Source organism: Kaistella sp., assembly GCF_041824135.1.
Classification (GTDB): domain Bacteria; phylum Bacteroidota; class Bacteroidia; order Flavobacteriales; family Weeksellaceae; genus Kaistella.
Window position 1 is genome coordinate 182,506 of the sequence record NZ_JBGZYM010000084.1, and the last position, 20,577, is coordinate 203,082.

A 20,577-nucleotide genomic window follows, 5' to 3' on the forward strand; every position below is an offset into this window, starting at 1 on the left:
ACAGGAGATTTAATTATAAGTCAATTTGCTTATATTCATTAGATATTAGTGAATTGGCTTATAATTAAGTTTAAATTTTAACAAAACATTATAAGGTGTTTACCTTATATTTAGAGTTTATAAGGATTATTGCTTATATTTGTCACATGATTGCGATTATCACCGGAGATATTATTAATTCTCAAAAATCAGATGTTGAAACATGGTTACCTAAATTGAAAGATTTAATGGGAACATGGTCAACAACACCAGAAAATTGGGAAGTCTATCGAGGCGATGAGTTTCAATTGAAATGCAGTGTCGATCAAGTGTTTCATAGAGCGCTTCTTTTAAAATCACTCATCAGAACATTTGAGAATTTAGATGTTCGCTTGGCGATCGGGATCGGAAATGAAGTTTTTCACTCTGAAAAAATTACCGAATCAAATGGTTCTGCTTACGTAAATTCGGGAAGATTGCTGACGGATATCAAAACACAGGGAAGAACATTAGCCATACAAACGGAAAATGAAAAAGTGAATCGAGATCTGAATATCCTTTTCAAATGGGCTTCCATTGATTTTGATAACTGGACCGTTGCAACTGCAGAGATTATTCATCAGTTATTATGCAATTCAGAACTCACACAAGATGACCTCGCAAAAGAATTGAATATTACGCAATCCTCAGTTAGTCAAAGACTTAAGAGAGCAAACTTTGACTTGATACACGAAACCGATCAGTTTTTCAGAAAAAAAATATCAGAATTGTAAATGATTTTTATTCCTCTCATATTAGCACATTTATTAGGAGATTTTATTCTTCAGCCTAATTCTTGGGTGGCTGATAAAGAGAAGAAAAAGGGCGGCAGTATTTATTTATACATTCATGTTTTGCTGCACACCATTCTTGCTTTTGTGTTTTTATGGGATCGCAATTTATGGTGGGTTGCTGTAATCATAGGAGTTACCCATTTTTTGATTGACTGGGCAAAACTTCAATTTCAAACTGCCAAGACCAAAAGAACCTGGTTCTTTATAGATCAAATTGCACATGTTTTGGTTATTGCAGCATTATCGATTTTATATTTTCCTTATTTCAGATGGGAAGATCTCTTTAATCCCAGAACATTGCAACTCATCACCGCTTTAGTTTTTCTCACCGTTCCATCATCCATTTTAATCAAAACAGTGATCTCGATCTGGACGCCAGTTACCGTAGAACATAGTAAAATACAAACAGAATCTCTGGTCAATGCGGGAAAATATATTGGTATTCTTGAACGCCTTTTGGTTTTCGTATTTATTTTAGTCGATCATTGGGAAGGAGTAGGATTTATGATTGCTGCAAAGTCGGTTTTCAGATTCAGTGATTTGGCTGAAGCAAAACAGAGAAAACTTACAGAGTATGTATTAATAGGAACTTTGCTAAGTTTTGGCATCGCAGTTCTAACCGGAATTCTAATTAAAATTTAATTCCACAAGCCACGACGTGGCGATTTAAAAAAGAATAGGCTTTTAATCCTATTAAATTAATAGAAAGTAAAATTTAATAAAAAGTAAAAATGACAAAAGGAGCAATGCTTTATGAAGGAAAGGCAAAGCAGGTTTTTGCAACGGATAATCCCAACGAGGTGATTGTTCGTTTTAAAGATGATGCCACCGCTTTCAATGCACAGAAAAAAGGGAATTTCGATTTGAAAGGGGAAATGAATAATGCCATCACCACTTTGATTTTTGAATATCTAAACACGAAAGGAATTCCGACACACTTCATCAAAAAGGTAGACGAAAGAGAACAGTTGGTCAAAAAGGTTGACATTATTCCTTTGGAAGTTATCGTGAGAAATTATTCTGCGGGGAGCATGGCGCAAAGATTAGGAGTGGAAGAAGGGATCAAATCGCCCGTAACCATTTTTGAAATATGCTATAAAAGAGATGATCTTGGAGATCCGCTGATCAACGATCATCACGCCGTTTTTCTAGGTGCAGCAACGTATGAGGAATTGGATGAAATGTACGAATTGACGTCTGATATCAATGATATTCTGATCGATCTTTTTGATAAAATGAATATCATACTGGTTGATTTCAAAATTGAATTAGGTAAAGATTCAGACGGTAAAATTATCCTGGCTGATGAAATTTCACCGGATACCTGCAGACTTTGGGATAAAGATACGATGAAGAAACTCGACAAAGACCGTTTTAGACGGGATTTGGGTGAAGTAACCGAAGCGTATGTAGAAATTTATGAACGATTGAAAAAAGTTCTTAACAAATAAAAAAATCTTACTCCCTTTCCGTTGGAGAGGGTTAGGGTGAGAATAAAAATGAAAGATTTACAACAACACAGAGAAGATTATTTAAATCAGTTCAAGGAAAATACCTACGGTCGAAATCTGATGAAAACAGACGATCCGTTTGATTCACCTTCTGAAGAGTGCGGTATTTTTGGATTGTATTCTAATAACGATGTCGATACCTTTTCAATGTCACAATTTGGGTTATTTGCATTGCAGCATCGTGGTCAGGAAGCATGTGGTATTTCAGTAATGAAACAGGGAAAGATCTTCAATATTAAAGATGAGGGTTTGGTGCTCGATGTTTACAAAGAAATTCGCGATCCTGAAACCTTTATGGGAAATTCGGCGATCGGACACACCAGATATACGACGGCTGGCGACAAGAAGAAATATAACTTCCAACCATTTTTTGCCAAGAATGAATATGATCAGACTATTCTTTCGATTGCACATAATGGAAATTTAACCAACGCTGCAGAGTTAAAAAAAGAACTGGAAGCAGAAGGAGTCGTTTTTAGAGCAACCTCTGATTCTGAAGTGATTCTCCGACTAATTCAGAAACACTTGGATTTAGGTTTGCGTGCGGCGATTAAAACTACCATGGAAAAAATTCAGGGTGCGTATTCTGTAGTTGGAATGACCAGAAATAAATTCTTCGCCTTCCGTGATTTTTATGGAATTCGTCCGTTGGTCTTAGGAGCAATCGATGAAAAGACCTATGTTGTAGCTTCAGAATCTGTAGCTTTAGATGCTGTAGGAGCACAATATGTCCGTGATATTTTACCTGGAGAAATTATTTATACCAATGAAAATGAAACCGGTTTACAGAGTTTCATGGCCAGAGAGAACTGTGAGAAAAGAACCTGTGCTTTCGAATATATTTATTTCGCCCGTCCAGATTCGATCATGGAAGGACTTAACGTTCATGAGATTCGTGAAAAATCTGGAATGAAAATTTGGGAGCAAGCGCCCGTAGAAGCTGATATTGTGATCGGAGTTCCTGATTCTGGAGTTCCTGCTGCGATCGGTTTTTCAATTGCTTCTGGTATTCCGTTTCGGCCGGTTTTAATTAAGAACAGATATATTGGTAGAAGTTTTATCGTTCCGACTCAGGAAATGCGGGAACGAATTGTGAATCTTAAATTAAATCCAATTATTTCTGAAATCAAAGGAAAGAGAGTGGTGATCATCGATGATTCTATCGTTCGTGGCACAACTTCGAAACGATTGGTGAAAATTCTGAAAGATGCGGGCGTTAAGGAAATTCACTTTAGAAGTGTTTCTCCACCAATTATTGCACCCTGTTATCTTGGAATCGATACACCGGTGAAAGATGATTTAATTGCCGCAAATATGAGTGTAGAAGAATTGAGGGTTTACCTCGGCGTTGATACTTTGGAGTTTTTAAGTATGGAAAATCTTAAAAATATCTTGGGAAGTTCCGATCACTGTTTTGGCTGCTTTACAGAAGAATATCCTGTTCCTGCAGGACCATATCCAGATTATACAGACGAATAAAGTAAAAATAAAAAGGTTGGGAAATTAATCCCAACCTTTTTTTATAAAATATATTAAGTATTCTATTAGAATTTGTAAGCCAATCCTACTTGGAATACATTGTTTTTAACTGAATCAGATCCACTTGGTCTGTCTTTCGCGATGTCAGTTAATCCAGCAACATATCTTGCAGTCAAACCAACTTTTGGAGTGAAGTAATAACCAGCTCCTAAACCGATACCTACGTTAAATCCGTTCAAATCATCTTTGTAATTTGCTGATTCTGCGATCGTATTGTTTGTAGATTCATTCGTGAATTTATTTTTAGCACCTACTAATAATCCGAATTCTGGACCTGCTTCTAAATAAAATGCAGGTGTTGCGTTGTATTGGAACATTACTGGTAATGTTACATAATCAAGATGTCTTGATCTCGCATAGGTAGTTCCTGCTATTGTTTGGTTGTATTTGTCACCCATTTGTGAGTACATTAACTCAGGCTGGATGCTAAAGTTCTCTGCTAACGGAGCGTTCATGAACACACCAGCGTTAAATCCAATTTTTGATCCTTGATCGCTTAATCCTTCTTCACTTGATAAAGAAGATACATTCATTCCTGCTTTAACTCCGAATTGTTGTGCGAATGTCAATGAACTCATTGCGATTGCTGCACCTAATACTAACTTTTTCATAATCTTAAATTTTTCTGATTAATTTTTACGTTTTTAATAATTGAATTATTTTGATTCTAAAAATTGAAATTAAATAATTTCTAAAATCGATTAATCCTGATTACTATTGATTTTTAAATTTTGTTTACGCTTGGATTACTTACAAATGGTGTGCCAAAAGTATATGCTTGACCTATAAATTAAACAATGGTTTAAATAGTACTTAATTTAAGTATCTTTATATCAGGTGATTATGAAAAATTAAAAATTCCTACACAATAATTGTATAGGAATGCTGTTGCGTGTTTTTGACAGTTTTTAAGCTATATTTTGATAATAAAGCAATGAAGTTTTTATGTTTTCGAGACTAACCGAACAATTAAAAATCGAACTTCCTATTCCTGTTATCAAAGAGAAGTTGATATTTCCGGCTGAATTTTTCTTATCGTTCTTCATTAAATTAACGATTTCTTCGACAGAAAATTCGCTGATATCTAAGTGTGGATAGTACTTTTGAATATTTGAAACAATTGCATTGGAAGTATCTTCAGAAATTAAATCCTGCAAAAATGAAATTCTGGTTTCGCAGATCATTCCTAAAGCTACAGCTTCACCATGCATAATTGGTTTTCCTTTTAATAGAAATAAACTTTCTAGAGCATGACCAATCGTATGACCAAAATTCAAAGTCTTTCGAACGTTCTGCTCTGTAAAATCCTGTTCAACAACGTTTTGTTTGATCTGCATCGATCTTTCAATGAAAGGAAAAATATTTTGAGGAGTTAATTCTTTAATTGAAATTAAGTCACTCCAATGACTTTCATCCGTAATTAAACCATGTTTCAACATTTCTGCAAAACCACTTCTTAATTCCTCGAATGGTAAAGTTTGAAGAAATTCAGGAAAAACAAAAATCTGTTCTGGATGCGCGAAAGTCCCAATAATATTCTTTAAAAACTGATGATCGATTCCAGTTTTTCCACCGATGGAAGCATCGCACATTCCCAAAAGAGTCGTCGGAATATTAATGAACGGAATTCCTCTCTTATACGTTGAAGCGATAAATCCGCCCATATCGGTGATAACGCCACCACCCAAATTGATCATCAAAGCTTTGCGATCGGTCTCAAATTCAGTCAAAATTTCCCAGAGTTGCGCTGCAGTTTCCAAAGTTTTCATTTCCTCACCAGCTTCAATCTCGATAATTTCAAAAGAAATTTCGGTTTCTAAATTTCCTAAAAGGGTGGGAAGACAATGTTCATGAGTGTTCTCGTCAACCAATATTAAAAGTTGCGTTGGTTGTAATGCTTCGATAAAGTTGTTGAGTTGGGAGAAATTCTGGTCTAAAATTGAAATCATGCGTACTGAAATTTATCACAAAATTAAACTTTAATTTAGTTTTATCAATTCAGGGAGTTATATTAAATTTGTTGAACTTTAATTTTAATTATGAGCATTTTCAATAATACCCAAATTGCCTTCGCCGACAAAACCGATTCTCAACTGAAAAAAGCGTATTGGATGTTTAAAGCGATCGAACAGCCATTGATTACCAATGTTGGAATTTCGGCCCTTAACTTTACGGTAAAGAATGATTTTCCGTTTGTTACCAATATTGTGAAGCAAACTTTATTTGAACAGTTTTGCGGTGGCGAAACCCATGAAGAAAGCATGAAAGTGGTGAAGCAAATGTTTAAACAGCACGTCGGAAGTATTTTCGATTATGCCATTGAAGGAAAAGCAGAAGAGAAAGTCTTTGACGGTACCTGTACCGAAATTAAGCAAAACATCAAATTTGCAGAAGGCAATCCCGCAATTCCGTTTGTGGTTTTTAAACCAACTGGTTTTGGACGCATTGAAATCTATGAAGAAGTTGGTAGAAATGTAGAATTAACGACTTCCCAAAAAGACGAATGGGCAAGAGTGGTAAAAAGATATGAAGAAGTTTGCCAAATGGCATTTGACCGTAACGTTGTCATCATGATCGATGCCGAAGAAAGTTGGATGCAGGATTCAACCGACAACTTGGTGAATGATATGATGGAGCGATTCAATAAGGAAAGAGCGATTGTTTGGAATACCATTCAAATGTACAGAACCGGACGAATGGAATATTTGGCGGAAGATCTGGAAAGAGCCAAAGAGAAAAACTATTTCCTGGGCTACAAATTTGTGCGTGGCGCTTATATGGAAAAAGAAAGAGCAAGAGCTTTAGCGATGAAATATCCCGATCCGATTCAGCCAACTAAACAAGCGTCTGATGATAATTATAATGCAGCAATTGATTTTGTTTTAAACAACCTTGATAAAGTTTCTGGATTTTTTGGAACACATAACGAGAAATCAACAGAACTCGTGATGGATAAAATGAAAGCAATGGGATTACCGCATGATCACCGCCAAATTCATTTTGGACAATTGTACGGAATGAGCGATAATATCACTTATTATTTAGGTGCTGAAAAATACAACGTTTGCAAATATCTTCCGTACGGACCAGTGAAAGATGTAGTTCCTTACTTGACCAGAAGAGCGCAGGAAAATACTTCTGTAGCTGGACAAACAGGTAGAGAATTAGGTTTGATTCAAAAAGAATTAGATAGAAGAAGAGGGAAATAAATCCAAAGTTCCGTAGGAACGACCGATATCGCAGCGTTGGAATTCATTCCAATGCGACCGATATTGCAGCGTTGGAATTCATTCCGATGAGAACAAAATTTAAGGATTGGAATCACTTCCGATCCTTTTTTATTAAATAAATGCTGCTTTCTTTAGCCAAAATTTATTTCTAAATTTGTAAATCGATTATAGACATCACCACATCACCCCATTAACAAATCACCGCATCATCACACCAACTTTCGCCCAAGTCATTCTTCCCTTAAATTTAAAAGGAACTTTTACTTACAAAGTTCCCGTTGAACTTTCGTCCTCCATTCAAGTTGGAATGCGCGTTTTAGTGGCTTTTGGTGGCAAAAAAATTTATACAGGGATTGTGTTCGATCTTCATGATGAGGAACCAGAAACTTTTGTACCGAAAGAGATCATCAATATTTTAGATGATCTTCCGATTTTACCCAAGGAGCAAATTCAATTTTGGAATTGGCTTTCAGACTATTATCTCTGTAATATTGGTGAAATTTATCGATTCTCATTTCCCGGTTCTTTAAAACTGGAAAGTGAAACATACTTAAAATTAAAGCCGAATGTTGTCGTTGATTTCGAGAATTTAGATGTCAATGAAATGTATCTGATTCAGGCGTTGGAAGTTCGACAACTTATTAATTTGACCGAGATTGAAGCTTTTATTGCTAAAAAAGATATTGTCAAAACCATCAAGTCACTGATCGATTTACAATACATCGAAATTGATGAGAAAGTTGCTGAAAAATACAAAGCAAAGGAAGTTGCTTATTTAAAGATCAACGATGAAACCATTAAAAATGCTCACCTACCGGAAATTCTATTATCACTAAAACGGTCGCCTAAACAACAGGAATTATTTTTATTACTTCTGGAAAAACAAACCGAACATCCTGAAAAATTAATCAAAAAATCAGATGTTTTTCATGAAGGAAATTATGCTCAGGCTCAATTAAAATCATTGATTGAAAAAGATTTGGTTCAGGAATATTATCTTCAAAAAGATCGATTGGAAATTTATGAAGGGGAAACTGAAGCATTAGAAAAACTGAGTGATATTCAGCTTCAAGCGAAAACTGAAATTGATAAAGCTTTCGAAGAAGAAAAAAATGTTTTGCTCCACGGCGTTACGTCTTCAGGAAAAACCCACGTTTATTTAGAGAAGATTGAAGAAACCGTGGCAGATGGAAAAAACGTTTTATTTTTGCTTCCTGAGATTGCGATAACGAAACAAATTGTTCAGCGTTTAGAAAAAAAATACGGCAAACAATTAGGATTTTATCATCAAAAATTAACCGATTTTGAAAAGGTAGAAGTCTGGCGGAGAATTAAAAATAATGATATCAAAATTCTGATTGGAACACGGAATGCTTTGTTTTTACCTTATGAAAATTTAGGTTTGATCGTTGTTGACGAAGAACACGATTCCAGTTACAAGCCGCGGGAAACTTCTCCATTTTTCAATGCTAAAGATGCGGCGCAGGTTTTAGCTAAATTCTATAAAGCTAATGTTATTCTGGGTTCTGCGACTCCGTCTGTAGAATCCTATTATGCAGCAAAAAAAGAAAAACTGAAATATGTTTTCTTAGGTGAACGTTTTGGCAATGTGAAAATTCCAGAGTTTGAACTCATTAATTTTAAAGAAGCGCAGGATTCTAAAAAATTAGTTGGCAGTTTCTCTTTGCATTTAATTGATGAAATAAGAAAAGAAATCGATCAGCATAAACAAACGATGATTCTTCATAACCGTCGTGGTTATGCCAATGTCGTCGAATGTGAAACCTGTGGTTACGTCAATTACTGCTCAAATTGCGATGTGGTCATGACCTATCACAAATACAATAATGAAATGAAATGTCATTATTGTGGACAAAAAGCCGGCAAACCGAAAACCTGTCCAAAATGTCATTCTGAGAAATTGAATGTGAGAGGAGTTGGCGTAGAACAGATTCATGAAGAAGTTTGCAAGATATTTCCAGACTCAGAAGTTGATCGAATGGATGTTGATTCCATGCGCAAGAAATTTGCGTACGAGAAATTATACGAGAAAATCGAAGATGGCGAAACAGATGTTATTGTTGGTACTCAGATGATTTCCAAAGGATTAGATTTTGATAATATTGAATTGGTGGCAATACCCAAAGCGGACTCCTTATTATATGTACAGGATTTTCGGGCGGAAGAAAGAGCGTTTCAATTGATCACCCAGGTTTCGGGCAGAGCTGGTAGACTGTCTGGAAATGGTAAGGTTTTAATTCAAACTTATAATCCACAGCATTCTATTTTTCAACTGTTGAAAGATCATGATACGCCGATGATTTATGAACATTTATTGACGGAAAGGAAGAAGTTTTTTTATCCGCCTTTTGTCAAATTAATTATGATTGAATTAAAGCACCGGCGCGAAGATAAAGTAAATCGCGCCTCCCAATTTTTAGGTTCTGTTCTTCGTAAATATTTACCGGAAGAATGTATTCTTGGTCCTGAGAAATCTCCAATTGGGAAACTGAATTTGATGTATCAATATCAGCTTTTATTGAAATTACCAAAAGGAAAAAAGTATTCTGAATACAAAGGTTTGGTAGCCAAAAGTTTAGCAGAGTTTGATGAGATCACGGCGTACAATTCCATGAAAAAGGTGATATTCGTTGACTTTTAACAAAGTTTAACAGTTATTACCACCTTTTTATACTGGGTAAAGGACTGTCTTCCAACAATATTTTATATTTTTGAACGTTTAAAAGATGTTTTGTGCAGGATCTTCTTGCTTTACCTAAACATAAAATCGATAATCAAATAATAAAATTAAATGATTAACATCAAAAAAATCTTAGTTTCTTCTGCAGTTGCAGTGTCCTCATTTGTATTTGCGCAGGGAACTTTCACTTCTTCCAATTATCCTCAATCCTTCGAAAGCCAAAATTCTAGTATATCAAAAGAAAGCTCTGAAAAGCTTTTAAGTGCAAAAGAACTCGTAGACATCAAATTGAATTCAATGATGAATGATCCTGTTTTGCGAAATGCAAACTGGGGTTTTGTAGTTTATGATCCGAAAACCAAAAAGGTAATCAGCTCTTATAACGAAAACGCTTCCTTGATTCCCGCTTCCACAACGAAATTGTTGACTACAGAAACGGCCATGAATCTTTTAGGGGAAAACTTCAGGTGGATCACGCAGTTAGAATACTCCGGAGCGATTGAAGACGGAGTTCTTAACGGAAATTTATACATCGTTGGCAGTGGCGATCCATCATTAGGTACCAATAAAGCAGGTGCAAATTCTTATAGAACAATTATTTCTGATTTTATTGCAGCAACAAAAGACAAAGGAATTACTAAAATTAATGGCGATATCATCATCCAAACTGCTGTTTTTAAAGTAAATAAAACGCAGCTTTTACCGGAAAGTATCGTCTGGTTAGAAAACGGAAATTACTATTTGCCTGTTGGAACAACTCACGAAATTAATCCGGAAAATGAAAAACTGATTGCTAAGAAATCAAATCCGTTTTCTGAAAATAAAAACTTCTACTACATCTCTCCCTATATTGGACAGATGGTTTATGCAGATAAATTTGAGGGCGCATATTTGACTACAAAAATGCCGGATGCTCCAGCTTATTTAGCTAATAACTTAAGAGCTACGATGTTAAAAAGTGGTCTGCCCGTAAGTGGAAAAGTGGTAACGAGAGTAACAGATCCTAATCCTGAAAGAAGAGAAGTGATCACCAATTATCAATCGCCAACTTTAGCAGAAATCATTATGTATACCAATCAACACAGCGATAATGCTCTAGCAGAAGCGACTTTGAGAATGGTTGGATTTCAGAAGTTAGGTGATCAAACATTAGAATCTGGTAGAAAAGTAGTGAACAACCATTTAAAATCAGTTGGTTTTGAGACCGAAGGTTTAAACTATTATGATGGAAGCGGTCTTTCGAGAAGTAATGTGGTAACACCGATTTCTCAAGTGAAGTTTTTAGCGAATCTGATGAATGAAAAATATTACAAAACTTTTCAGGAAAGTTTACCAATTGGTGGACAAACCGGAACTTTAAAAAGAATGTTTTACGATACCGGAAACGGACAGATATTTGCAAAGACAGGAACTTTAAATAAAGTAAAAACCTTGGCTGGTTATATGAAAACGAATTCTGGTAAAACCCTGGTTTTCTCGTTACTCATTAATAATTATGCAGGTTCCGTAGATCAAGTGAAAAGCAAAATGGAACAAATCCTGGAGCCGACCTTGAATCTATAAATCTTTATTTCATAAATAAAATAGCCTTTCGATAATTATTGAAAGGTTTTTTTTATCTTTATACACTAATAATTGAAGAAATGAAACATTTTTATACACTTGCTTTAATATTATCTTTCGCACATGTTTTCGCCCAAAACGAAGAAGCAGAAAGAAAGAGTATGATTCATAATGAATCTCAACGATATGCTAAAATGATTAATTACAATGTGAATCCAAACACTTTGAATTATGATTTGAAATACCAACGTTTAGATTTAGACTTAGATCCAGCGCAATTTTTTGTAAGCGGAACGGTGACAAGCCATTTCGTTCCGAACCAAAATATATCCAGTATCTATTTCGATTTCTCTAATGTGTTGACGGTTTCTGAAGTAAAATACCACGGCACCAATCTTACGTTTACGCAGTTGCCAACCAAGGAAATAAAAATTGATTTCCCAACTTCGCTGGTTGCTTCTACCATTGATTCTTTATCGATTAAATATTCTGGATCTCCTGATATTTCTGGAAGTGCCGGCGATGCATTTACCACTTCTACTCAAAATGGAACACCTGTTCTTTACACGCTTTCGGAACCTTATGGTGCTCAGGAATGGTTTCCCACTAAGCAAAGTATGAATGACAAAATAGAAAAAGTGGATATTAAAATCACAACACCTTCTCAATATAATGTCGCTTCTAATGGGAAATTATTTTCGGAAACAACTTTACCAGGAAATAAAAAACTGACTTTCTGGCAAACTAATTATCCTATTCCGGCTTATTTGATTGCGCTTGGAATTACTAATTATTCCAAATTTAATGATACCATGGGAAGTCCGCCTTTCCCCTTTGTCAATTACGTTTATCCTTCTACCGCGGCGAATAGCACAACGATGGCTAATATTAATTGGACCAAAAATATCATGACGGTATTCGAAGATTATTTCGGTCCTTATCCTTACAGAAACGAAAAATACGGACACATGCAGTTTGGCTGGGGCGGCGGTATGGAACATGCGACCATGTCATCAATGGGTTCTTTTGGTAAAAGTCTGATTGCGCATGAGTTGGCCCATCAATGGTTTGGTGATAAAGTAACTTGTGGCGCCTGGAATGACATTTGGCTTAATGAAGGATTTGCAACCTACGGTCAACATCTTGCCAATGAGAAGTTATTGATGAGCAACAGTCAGTTTATGAGTTATCTTTTGTCAGAAATAAATTACATTACCGATTCCACTGGCGGAAGCGTATATGTTGCTGATGCTAATTTAGGAAATAACAATGTTGTTTTTAGTGGACGTTTAAGTTATGCAAAAGGTGGATACGTTTTAAGAATGATGAAATGGATTTTAGGAGATGCCGTGTTTTATCAAGCATTAAAAGATTACCACGCCCGTCCAAATCTTGCTTATAATTATGTGAGAACAGATGATTTAAAGACTTCATTATTACAATCTACAGGAACAGATTTTACCGAATTTTTCAACGATTGGATTTACGGTCAGGGATATCCGACTTATCAAATTAAATGGAACCAAACACCAGATAAAGTTATCCGTTTTAAAGTAGGTCAAACGCAAAGTAATTCATCGGTGAGTTTCTTTGAAATGCCTTTGCCTATTAAAGTAACCGGAACTCAGGGTGAAGTTGCTTATCTGGTTTTAAATAATAATTCAAACAATCAAAATTTTGCTGAAGCGCTTACTTTCAATGTGTCTTCAGTACAGTTTAATTATGAAAATCAAATCATTACTAAAAATTCAACGGTAACGAAAGATACTGGCATCTTAGCAGTTAATGACGTTTCAACTACGGAAATTAGAATCTATCCGAATCCTGTGAAAGACCAACTGTCTGTAGCTGGAATTACTAAAGATGAGTCGTATGAAGTTTATAGTATTGAGGGGAAATTAGTAAAGTCGGGAACTCTTTCATCAAAAAATTCAGTCAGTGTGAGCGCACTTCCGAAAGGAGTTTATCTATTAAAAATTGCTGGCAAGAATTTGAAGTTTATCAAAGAATAATCAAGGCAAGTTTAACCTTATGTTAACAATAACATCCTGAAAAAAGCGCTCGCAAGAGTGCTTTTTTTCGTATTTTAGCGATTCAAAATAATTAAATATGATTTCTAAAAATTATCTGGAAAATTTACAGAGCGAACTTCAAAATATTAAAAATGACGGCTTGTTCAAAAACGAGCGAATCATTACTTCACAGCAATCTGCAGTGATTGAAGCCAACGGAAAAACACTCTTAAATTTTTGCGCCAATAACTATTTGGGATTGTCGAATAATAAAGAAGTGATGAAAGCTTCTCAGGACATGATCGAAAGCCATGGCTACGGAATGTCTTCGGTACGTTTCATTTGTGGAACTCAAGATATTCATAAAGAATTAGAAGCAAAAATCTCTAGTTTTCTAGGTTTGGAAGACACGATTTTATATGCTGCATGTTTTGACGCAAATGGTGGAGTTTTCGAACCTTTGTTTACTGATCAGGATGCAATTATTTCTGATGAATTAAACCATGCTTCAATCATTGATGGTGTTCGTTTGTGTAAAGCAGCCAGATACCGTTACAAGAATAATAATATGGCAGATTTGGAAGAGCAGCTTATCGAGGCTTCCAAAAAAGACCACCGTTTTAAGATCATCGTAACCGACGGTGTTTTCTCAATGGACGGAATTGTAGCAGATTTAAAAGGGCTTTGCGACTTAGCAGACAAATACGACTGTTTAGTAATGGTTGATGATTCTCACGCCACCGGATTTATTGGTAAAACGGGCCGTGGAACGCACGAAGCGAATGACGTAATGGGTAGAGTAGATATCATTACTTCTACTTTAGGAAAAGCGTTAGGTGGCGCGTTGGGCGGATTTACTTCTGGTAAAAAAGAGATCATCGATATGTTGAGACAGCGTTCAAGACCTTATTTATTCTCGAATTCTTTGGCTCCCGGAATCGTTGGTGCTGCAATAAAAGTTTTAGATATGATTTCTGACGACACCAGTTTGAGAGATCAGGTAATGGAAAATGCAGAATACTTCAGAAAAGAAATGAAAGCAAAAGGTTTTGATATTCCTGACGGCGAGGCAGCGATTGTTCCGGTAATGTTATACGATGCACCTTTGGCCCAGAAAATGGCAGAACATTTGATGGAAGAAGGAATTTACGTGATCGGATTTTTCTTCCCTGTCGTACCAAAAGGAAAAGCGCGAATCAGAGTTCAACTTTCTGCGTCTCACACAAGAGAGCACTTAGACAAAGCGATTGCTGCGTTCGAAAAAGTAGGAAAAGATTTAGGAGTGATTTAAAAACTTCTATAGAATATATTTAAAACCTTCTGTCATGGAAGGTTTTTTTTGTTCCATATATTGTAAACTTTTGAACAGTATTATTTTAAACTTCACTGATCAAAAACTTTTGTGACTTTTGTGGTTTAAAAATACATGTTGTTAAGTCAATGATTTCACAATCGAAATAATACTCAAAGTAATAATAAGAATACCAATAACCACAAACATTTTCTTAATCGGTATTTTGCTCGTAAGCATTGCTGCAAATGGTGCCGTTACAATTCCTCCAATCAAAAGTCCAAGGACAATATTCCAATGCTGAATCCCAATTGTTATTACAAAAGTAATGGCGCTGGTAATCGTTAAAATAAATTTGGATAGGGTAGAACTACCGATGACATATCTTGGTGTTCGTCCGTCTTTTAATAAAGTTCCGGTAACAATTGGTCCCCAACCGCCACCCGTAAATGAATCAACAAATCCCCCAAACAATCCTAAAACTTTAATACTTCGACCAGATTTCTGAATTCGTTTTTTCTTTCTATTATTTTTAAAAGCGTTTCGTAAAATATTAATTCCGAGATACAAAGTGTAGCAGGAAATAATTGGTTTTACAATATGCGCATAATGTTGTCCAAAATAGGTGAGTGATAATGCGCCGATAACCGCTCCAATAATTGCAGGAATTGCCAAGGCTTTTACCAATTTCATATTCACATTCTTTAGCCGGAAATGACTGATGCTTCCCGCAGCCGACGTAAATGTTTCTGCCGAGTGAATGCTTGCACTAATAATTGGTGGCGCAATATTCAGCATTAAAAGAATAGTGGTACAAATGATTCCGTAGCCCATACCCGTACTTCCAACCACCAATTCTGCGATGAAACCGACGGCCAGCATTTTATAGAAAATATGATTGTCCGCATTTAGAAATGCATTAATATCTGGTAATAATTGAAATTCAAAAACCAGATAAGAAAGAACGCCAATTAAAACCAGTACGCCGATAATTCCCAGATAGATATTAGAACGACGGCGAACCGCTTTCGTGATTTTCTCTAAATTTTCGAATTCAGAATCTGCGAGTCGATGTGTATGTTTTTGATCTAGATAATTAGCCGTGATCGCATCGAGCGTTTTCAATTCTTCCTCCCGATTCATTAAAGGATTTTTGTGGGCGAATTTCAACTTTACAATAAACTCTTCGAGGTCAGATGGAATGCTGTGTTCGATAATTCTATTAATTCTTTCCTGAACTTCTGGTGAATAATCATTGGAAGAAATTCCCAGTTTTATATTTTCTTTTTTAATGACGGAAACCAAAGAGAAATCACTGATCTGTGGTTTCCCGATAACATTGATGAGTATGTTTTTATTATGAGAAAGTTGAAGAAGATGTTCTTCGTATTCGTGATCTTCAGTAGAAATAATTAATAAGCCAAAATCCTGTAGATCATCTTCTCCCATTTTCCGATGGAAAAGCATGATGTTGGCTTTGTCCGACGAAAATTCAATTAATTCTTCTGAAATGTTTTCATCAAAAATCTTGATTTTGCAATTGATGGAATTTCGGCAGACTTGCTTTACGGCTCTGAAAATCAATTCATCATGTCCAACCAATAATACGGGAATCCGTTCCAAATTGAGGAATAGCGGATGCATATTATTAGGTTGAATTTCGCTCATGAATTATAGAATCATTACGGCACCAACAGTAGAATTGCTGGTTTCATCAATTAAAATCGCACTGCCTGTTCCTTTGTTTTTTTCGAATGAATCAAAGACTAAAGGACTCGCCGTTTTTAAAGTAACTTTGACGACTTCATTCAATTTTACCGAATCAGTCGGAGTTTTCTCTAATGAATTAACATCTAATTGATAATCGATTTCTTTGACAATAGTTCTAATCAATTTACTTCTGTGTTGAAGAAAGTATTTATTTCCGAGAACTAATTCCTTATGATCCATCCAGCAAACCAATGCTTGGAATTCATTAGCCACGGTCGGAATTTGATCAACCTTTACTAAATAATCACCACGCGAAATATCGATGTCATCTGCAATATGAATTACCGCGGGTTGTGGTGCAAAAACTTCGTCGACTTCTTTTCCACCGGTTTCAACTTTAGAAATAGTGGTTTCAATATTTTGTGGAAGGACTTTGATCCGATCTCCTTTTTTATAAATTCCACTTACGATTTCACCCGCATAACCTCGGTAATCGTGGAATTCTTCTGTTTGCGGACGAATTACGAACTGAACTTGAAAGCGTGTATCTTCCAGATTGATTTCTTTATTAATTTCGACTTGCTCTAGATATTCCAATAAAGAACTTTCTTCAAACCAAGGCATTTTGGTAGATCGATCGACAATATTATCTCCATCCAAAGCCGAGATCGGGAAAAACTGAATATTGCTGAGGTTTAATTTCTGGGCAATTTGCAGATAATCAGTTTTAATATTTTGAAAAACTTCTTCCGAATAATTCGCCAGATCCATTTTGTTCACAGCGATCACAACGTGCTTAATTTTCAACAAAGAAGCGATAATACTGTGACGTCTGGTTTGCTCAATAACACCTTGTCGGGCATCGATGAGGATGATCATCAAATCTGAATTAGAAGCGCCCGTAATCATGTTACGCGTGTATTGAACGTGTCCCGGAGCATCTGCAATAATGAATTTTCGATTCGGCGTCGAGAAATATCGGTAGGCCACATCGATGGTGATTCCCTGTTCTCGTTCGGCGCGCAAACCGTCGGTGAGAATAGCCAAATCAATTCCGTCGGAGTTTTTATTTTTAGACTGTTTTTCCAAGGCTTCCAGTTGATCGACCAGAATACTTTTGCTGTCGTATAAAAGCCGGCCAATTAAAGTGCTTTTACCATCATCAACACTTCCAGCAGTCATTAATCTTAATATATCCATTTTCTGTTTTATCAATTGTTATTTTAGTACATTACAAAAAATTTCTACCGCAAAAGGATCAAAAGAAAAAAGTGATTCTTTAAGTAATTCAAAAGTTGATAACAGCAATATACATAAGCCTCTAACTTTTGCAAACTGTTGATTTTCTTCTTTTTCAGACTTATACTCTTGTTTCTTTTGCGGTTAAAAATATGTTGTACAAATTTTGTTAGACATTAATTTTAATATTAATTTCTCATTAAAAGTATCCTCCTTTTTTTCGGTCTTCCATGGCGGCTTCGGTTACTTTATCATCAATTCTGGTTTCACCTCTTTCTGAAATTCTGGAAGCGGTAATTTCCTGAACAACTTCATCTAAAGTCGCTGCATTACTTTCTACGGCCGCCGTACAGGTCATATCGCCGACAGTTCTATATCGAACAGTTTTCGTAGAAATAACATCGTTGTCATCAATTTGAATGAAATCTGAAACCGCGATCAGCTGACCTTCATATTCCAAAACTTCTCTTTCGTGTGAAAAATAGATTGAGGGCAACTGAATTTTTTCTTTTTTAATATAATTCCAGACATCGAGTTCGGTCCAGTTCGAAATAGGAAAGACGCGAACATTTTCACCTTTGTTGATTCGTCCGTTGTAAATTTTCCATAATTCCGGTCTTTGAAGTTTTGGATCCCATTGTCCGAAATCATCCCGAACAGAGAAAAACCGTTCTTTGGCTCGGGCTTTTTCTTCATCGCGTCTTGCTCCACCAATACAGGCGTCGAATTGAAATTCTTCAATCGTTTCTAATAAAGTGTGGGTTTGTAGCCAGTTTCGGGAAGCGAACTTTCCTTTTGGTTCCGTCAGTTTTTGTTTGTGAATGGTGTCTTCCACTTTTCTTACAATTAATTCTGCTCCGATTTCTTTTGCTAAAAAATCTCGATAAGCCAAGGCTTCAGGAAAATTATGCCCTGTGTCGATATGAACCAATGGAAACGGAATTTTCATAGGAGCAAAGGCTTTCATCGCCAAATGAACCAGCGTAATAGAATCTTTTCCACCGCTGAATAATAGCGCAGGTTTTTCAAACTGAGCCGCAACTTCCCGCATGATATAAATGCTTTCCGCTTCTAATTGCTCCAGATCATTTAAATGATATTTTGACATAATTGAGTTTTAGAATTTTTATTTTTCTGAATGAAGACCGCATTCTTTCTGAGATTCTTCCCACCACCATCTTCCGGCACGCGGATCTTCACCGGGTTCAATTGCTCTCGTACAGGGTTTGCACCCAACACTGATAAATCCTTTTTTATGAAGAGGTAGATCCATAATTTGATGTTCGTCAATGAATTTTAAAACCTCATCGTAAGTCCAATGCAGTAGTGGATTGAATTTATAGAGTTGCCTGGTTTCATCCCAATCCAGCATTTTTAAAGAATGTCGGTTTTCTGACTGTTCACTTCTCAAACCGGTGATCCAAACTTTTGCTCCTTCCAAAGCACGATTGAGTGGTTTAACTTTTCGAATGTAACAACATTCTTTTCTATTTTCTACAGAATGGAAAAAGCCGTTAATTCCTTTTTCATTGACAAACTTTTCAACATCTTGTGCTTCCGGAAAGTAAACTTCCGTTTTGATTTTGTATTTGGAATTGTTGTTTGCGAGAAGGTCGTAATGTTCATAAAATAATCTTCCCGTATCCAGTGTAAAAACTTTTATGGGTAATTTATTTTTAAAAATAACATCGGTAATGATTTGATCTTCCTGACCTAAAGAAGTTGAAAAGACTATTCCGTCTGGAATCATCTCGCATATTTTAAAAAGACTTTGCTCGAGAGAAAGGGTTTCTATGTGCTGAATTTCGGGTATTGAGAACATTAATTCGTTATTTAATGTCAGCAAATTTGCAATAAATTTATTACCCTACCAAATTAGTGGACTAATAAATCAAATAAAAAGCGAGTGGTTTAATCTGTAATATCCAGCAAAGTTTTCTTTTCTAAAATCGCTAACGAAGCATCACGAACTTCGATGAGAACATCATGCAATCCACAGTGTTCATGGTTGCAATTAAGACATTGTTCGTGAAAATTAAGACTCACACAAGGAATCATTGCAATCGGACCATTCACCAAACGGATGATGGTAGCAAGTGTAACCTGACTCGGATCGGCATTAAAAAAATAGCCTCCACCTTTTCCTTTTTTGCTGTCCAGGATTTCGGCTTTTTTCAGTTCCAAAAGAATATTTTCTAAAAATTTGATCGGAATTTTTTTCTCAGCGGCAATATCTGAAATCAAAACAGGTCCTTGATCCTTTTTCTCCACGAGAAAGGAAAGCGCTCTGAGTGCATACTGAGATTTTTTAGAAAGCATGATGTAAAATTAAGTAAAACTTTTCAGAAGATAGAGAAGTAAGGTTTTAAACACAACAAACTTTGCTACGAATTCACGTATATTATTTATTTAAATAGAACTGAAAATATTTATTTAAGTAGAAAAATAGATGCAAAATGGTTTGTCTTAAAAATTGCCCCCTGCATTGTTTATAATGTGATATTTTAAGTAAGTTCGCAGGTCATAAATTCAGTGGAATGTTTAGCAAAGAAGAAGCACAAAAATTAAGAAAAGAATTCTGGATCGCCTTTGGGAAAAGTTTTCCCAGAAAATGGATTTTGTACAATACCAAGATTAAAGATTTCTCCTTTAAATTTAATGCTGATGCTAAAAAAGCGGAAGTTTCTTTAGATATAGAAATCAACGATGAGATTTTCCGCAATGCATATTTCGAGAAGATGTGGTCGCTGGAATCTATCTTGGAAGAGGAATTAGGTGAAATTAACAAGGATGAGTTTTATACTTTAGAAAACGGTAAAGTCATTTCTCGATTTTGGATCACCAAAGAAAATGTATCTATTTATAATAAAAATACATGGCAGGAGATCTTTGAGTTTTTTATAGAAAAAATGGAAGGGTTTGAAAGAGTCTTTTATGAATATGAGGACTTTATAAAAGATGTTTAATTA

Annotated in this window: 17 protein-coding genes; 10 read left to right on the top strand and 7 right to left on the bottom strand. The window is 35.6% G+C overall.

The window, feature by feature from the left end; all coding sequences use genetic code 11:
* Positions 1 to 95: 95 nt before the first annotated feature.
* The 4 genes from ACEYOS_RS10780 (at position 96) to purF (ending at position 3,802) form a co-directional block, all read left to right on the top strand.
* Complete coding sequence (locus ACEYOS_RS10780) at positions 96 to 752, top strand: SatD family protein (protein ID WP_373707612.1); 657 nt, start codon at positions 96 to 98, stop codon at positions 750 to 752.
* Entirely contained in the window at positions 753 to 1,454 is a 702-nt protein-coding gene (locus ACEYOS_RS10785; RefSeq protein ID WP_373707611.1) for a DUF3307 domain-containing protein, read from the top strand.
* An 89-nt stretch (positions 1,455 to 1,543) separates the two neighbouring features.
* Positions 1,544 to 2,263, top strand: a complete 720-nt coding sequence (gene purC / locus ACEYOS_RS10790; RefSeq protein ID WP_373707610.1) for a phosphoribosylaminoimidazolesuccinocarboxamide synthase — start codon at positions 1,544 to 1,546, stop codon at positions 2,261 to 2,263.
* A 48-nt stretch (positions 2,264 to 2,311) separates the two neighbouring features.
* Positions 2,312 to 3,802, top strand: a complete 1,491-nt coding sequence (purF, locus tag ACEYOS_RS10795; RefSeq protein ID WP_373707609.1) for an amidophosphoribosyltransferase — start codon at positions 2,312 to 2,314, stop codon at positions 3,800 to 3,802.
* A gap of 65 nt (positions 3,803 to 3,867) precedes the next feature.
* On the opposite strand, the gene ACEYOS_RS10800 is transcribed toward purF, so the two are convergent.
* Both ACEYOS_RS10800 and aroB read right to left on the bottom strand, forming a co-directional pair.
* Positions 3,868 to 4,473 (bottom strand): porin family protein, encoded by a 606-nt coding sequence (locus ACEYOS_RS10800; RefSeq protein ID WP_373707608.1) that lies wholly within the window; start codon positions 4,471 to 4,473, stop codon positions 3,868 to 3,870.
* A gap of 297 nt (positions 4,474 to 4,770) precedes the next feature.
* Positions 4,771 to 5,811, bottom strand: a complete 1,041-nt coding sequence (aroB, locus tag ACEYOS_RS10805) for a 3-dehydroquinate synthase (protein ID WP_373707607.1) — start codon at positions 5,809 to 5,811, stop codon at positions 4,771 to 4,773.
* Positions 5,812 to 5,901: 90 nt separating this feature from the next.
* On the opposite strand from aroB, the gene ACEYOS_RS10810 reads away from it, so the two are divergent.
* The 5 genes from ACEYOS_RS10810 to kbl all read left to right on the top strand — a co-directional run bounded on the left by ACEYOS_RS10810 (position 5,902) and on the right by kbl (position 14,659).
* Positions 5,902 to 7,071, top strand: a complete 1,170-nt coding sequence (locus ACEYOS_RS10810) for a proline dehydrogenase family protein (protein ID WP_373707606.1) — start codon at positions 5,902 to 5,904, stop codon at positions 7,069 to 7,071.
* 229 nt (positions 7,072 to 7,300) lie between these two features.
* A complete protein-coding gene (priA, locus tag ACEYOS_RS10815; RefSeq protein WP_373707649.1) occupies positions 7,301 to 9,754 on the top strand; it encodes a primosomal protein N' in 2,454 nt (817 codons plus the stop codon).
* 150 nt (positions 9,755 to 9,904) lie between these two features.
* The gene (gene dacB, locus ACEYOS_RS10820) at positions 9,905 to 11,356 is read left to right on the top strand and encodes a D-alanyl-D-alanine carboxypeptidase/D-alanyl-D-alanine-endopeptidase (protein WP_373707605.1); all 1,452 of its coding nucleotides are present in this window, start codon (positions 9,905 to 9,907) and stop codon (positions 11,354 to 11,356) included.
* Between the two features lie 80 nt (positions 11,357 to 11,436).
* Positions 11,437 to 13,368, top strand: a complete 1,932-nt coding sequence (locus tag ACEYOS_RS10825) for a M1 family aminopeptidase (RefSeq protein WP_373707604.1) — start codon at positions 11,437 to 11,439, stop codon at positions 13,366 to 13,368.
* A 97-nt stretch (positions 13,369 to 13,465) separates the two neighbouring features.
* Positions 13,466 to 14,659 (top strand): glycine C-acetyltransferase, encoded by a 1,194-nt coding sequence (kbl, locus tag ACEYOS_RS10830; RefSeq protein WP_373707603.1) that lies wholly within the window; start codon positions 13,466 to 13,468, stop codon positions 14,657 to 14,659.
* A gap of 141 nt (positions 14,660 to 14,800) precedes the next feature.
* On the opposite strand, the gene ACEYOS_RS10835 is transcribed toward kbl, so the two are convergent.
* The 5 genes from ACEYOS_RS10835 to ACEYOS_RS10855 form a co-directional block, all read right to left on the bottom strand.
* A complete protein-coding gene (locus ACEYOS_RS10835; protein WP_373707602.1) occupies positions 14,801 to 16,327 on the bottom strand; it encodes a TSUP family transporter in 1,527 nt (508 codons plus the stop codon).
* Between the two features lie 3 nt (positions 16,328 to 16,330).
* Positions 16,331 to 17,569, bottom strand: coding sequence for a sulfate adenylyltransferase subunit 1 (locus ACEYOS_RS10840; RefSeq protein ID WP_373707601.1), 1,239 nt, complete (start codon positions 17,567 to 17,569; stop codon positions 16,331 to 16,333).
* Between the two features lie 238 nt (positions 17,570 to 17,807).
* On the bottom strand, positions 17,808 to 18,716 hold the full coding sequence (gene cysD, locus ACEYOS_RS10845; protein ID WP_373707600.1) for a sulfate adenylyltransferase subunit CysD: 909 nt from the start codon (positions 18,714 to 18,716) through the stop codon (positions 17,808 to 17,810).
* Between the two features lie 18 nt (positions 18,717 to 18,734).
* Positions 18,735 to 19,430 carry a phosphoadenylyl-sulfate reductase gene (locus ACEYOS_RS10850; protein WP_373707599.1) on the bottom strand — a complete coding sequence of 232 codons (696 nt, stop codon included), beginning with the start codon at positions 19,428 to 19,430 and terminating at the stop codon, positions 18,735 to 18,737.
* An 89-nt stretch (positions 19,431 to 19,519) separates the two neighbouring features.
* Positions 19,520 to 19,927 (bottom strand): Rrf2 family transcriptional regulator, encoded by a 408-nt coding sequence (locus ACEYOS_RS10855; RefSeq protein WP_373707598.1) that lies wholly within the window; start codon positions 19,925 to 19,927, stop codon positions 19,520 to 19,522.
* Between the two features lie 218 nt (positions 19,928 to 20,145).
* Here ACEYOS_RS10855 and ACEYOS_RS10860 point away from each other — a divergent pair, with 218 nt between their 5' ends.
* Entirely contained in the window at positions 20,146 to 20,574 is a 429-nt protein-coding gene (locus tag ACEYOS_RS10860; protein ID WP_373707597.1) for a DUF4268 domain-containing protein, read from the top strand.
* Positions 20,575 to 20,577: the final 3 nt, after the last annotated feature.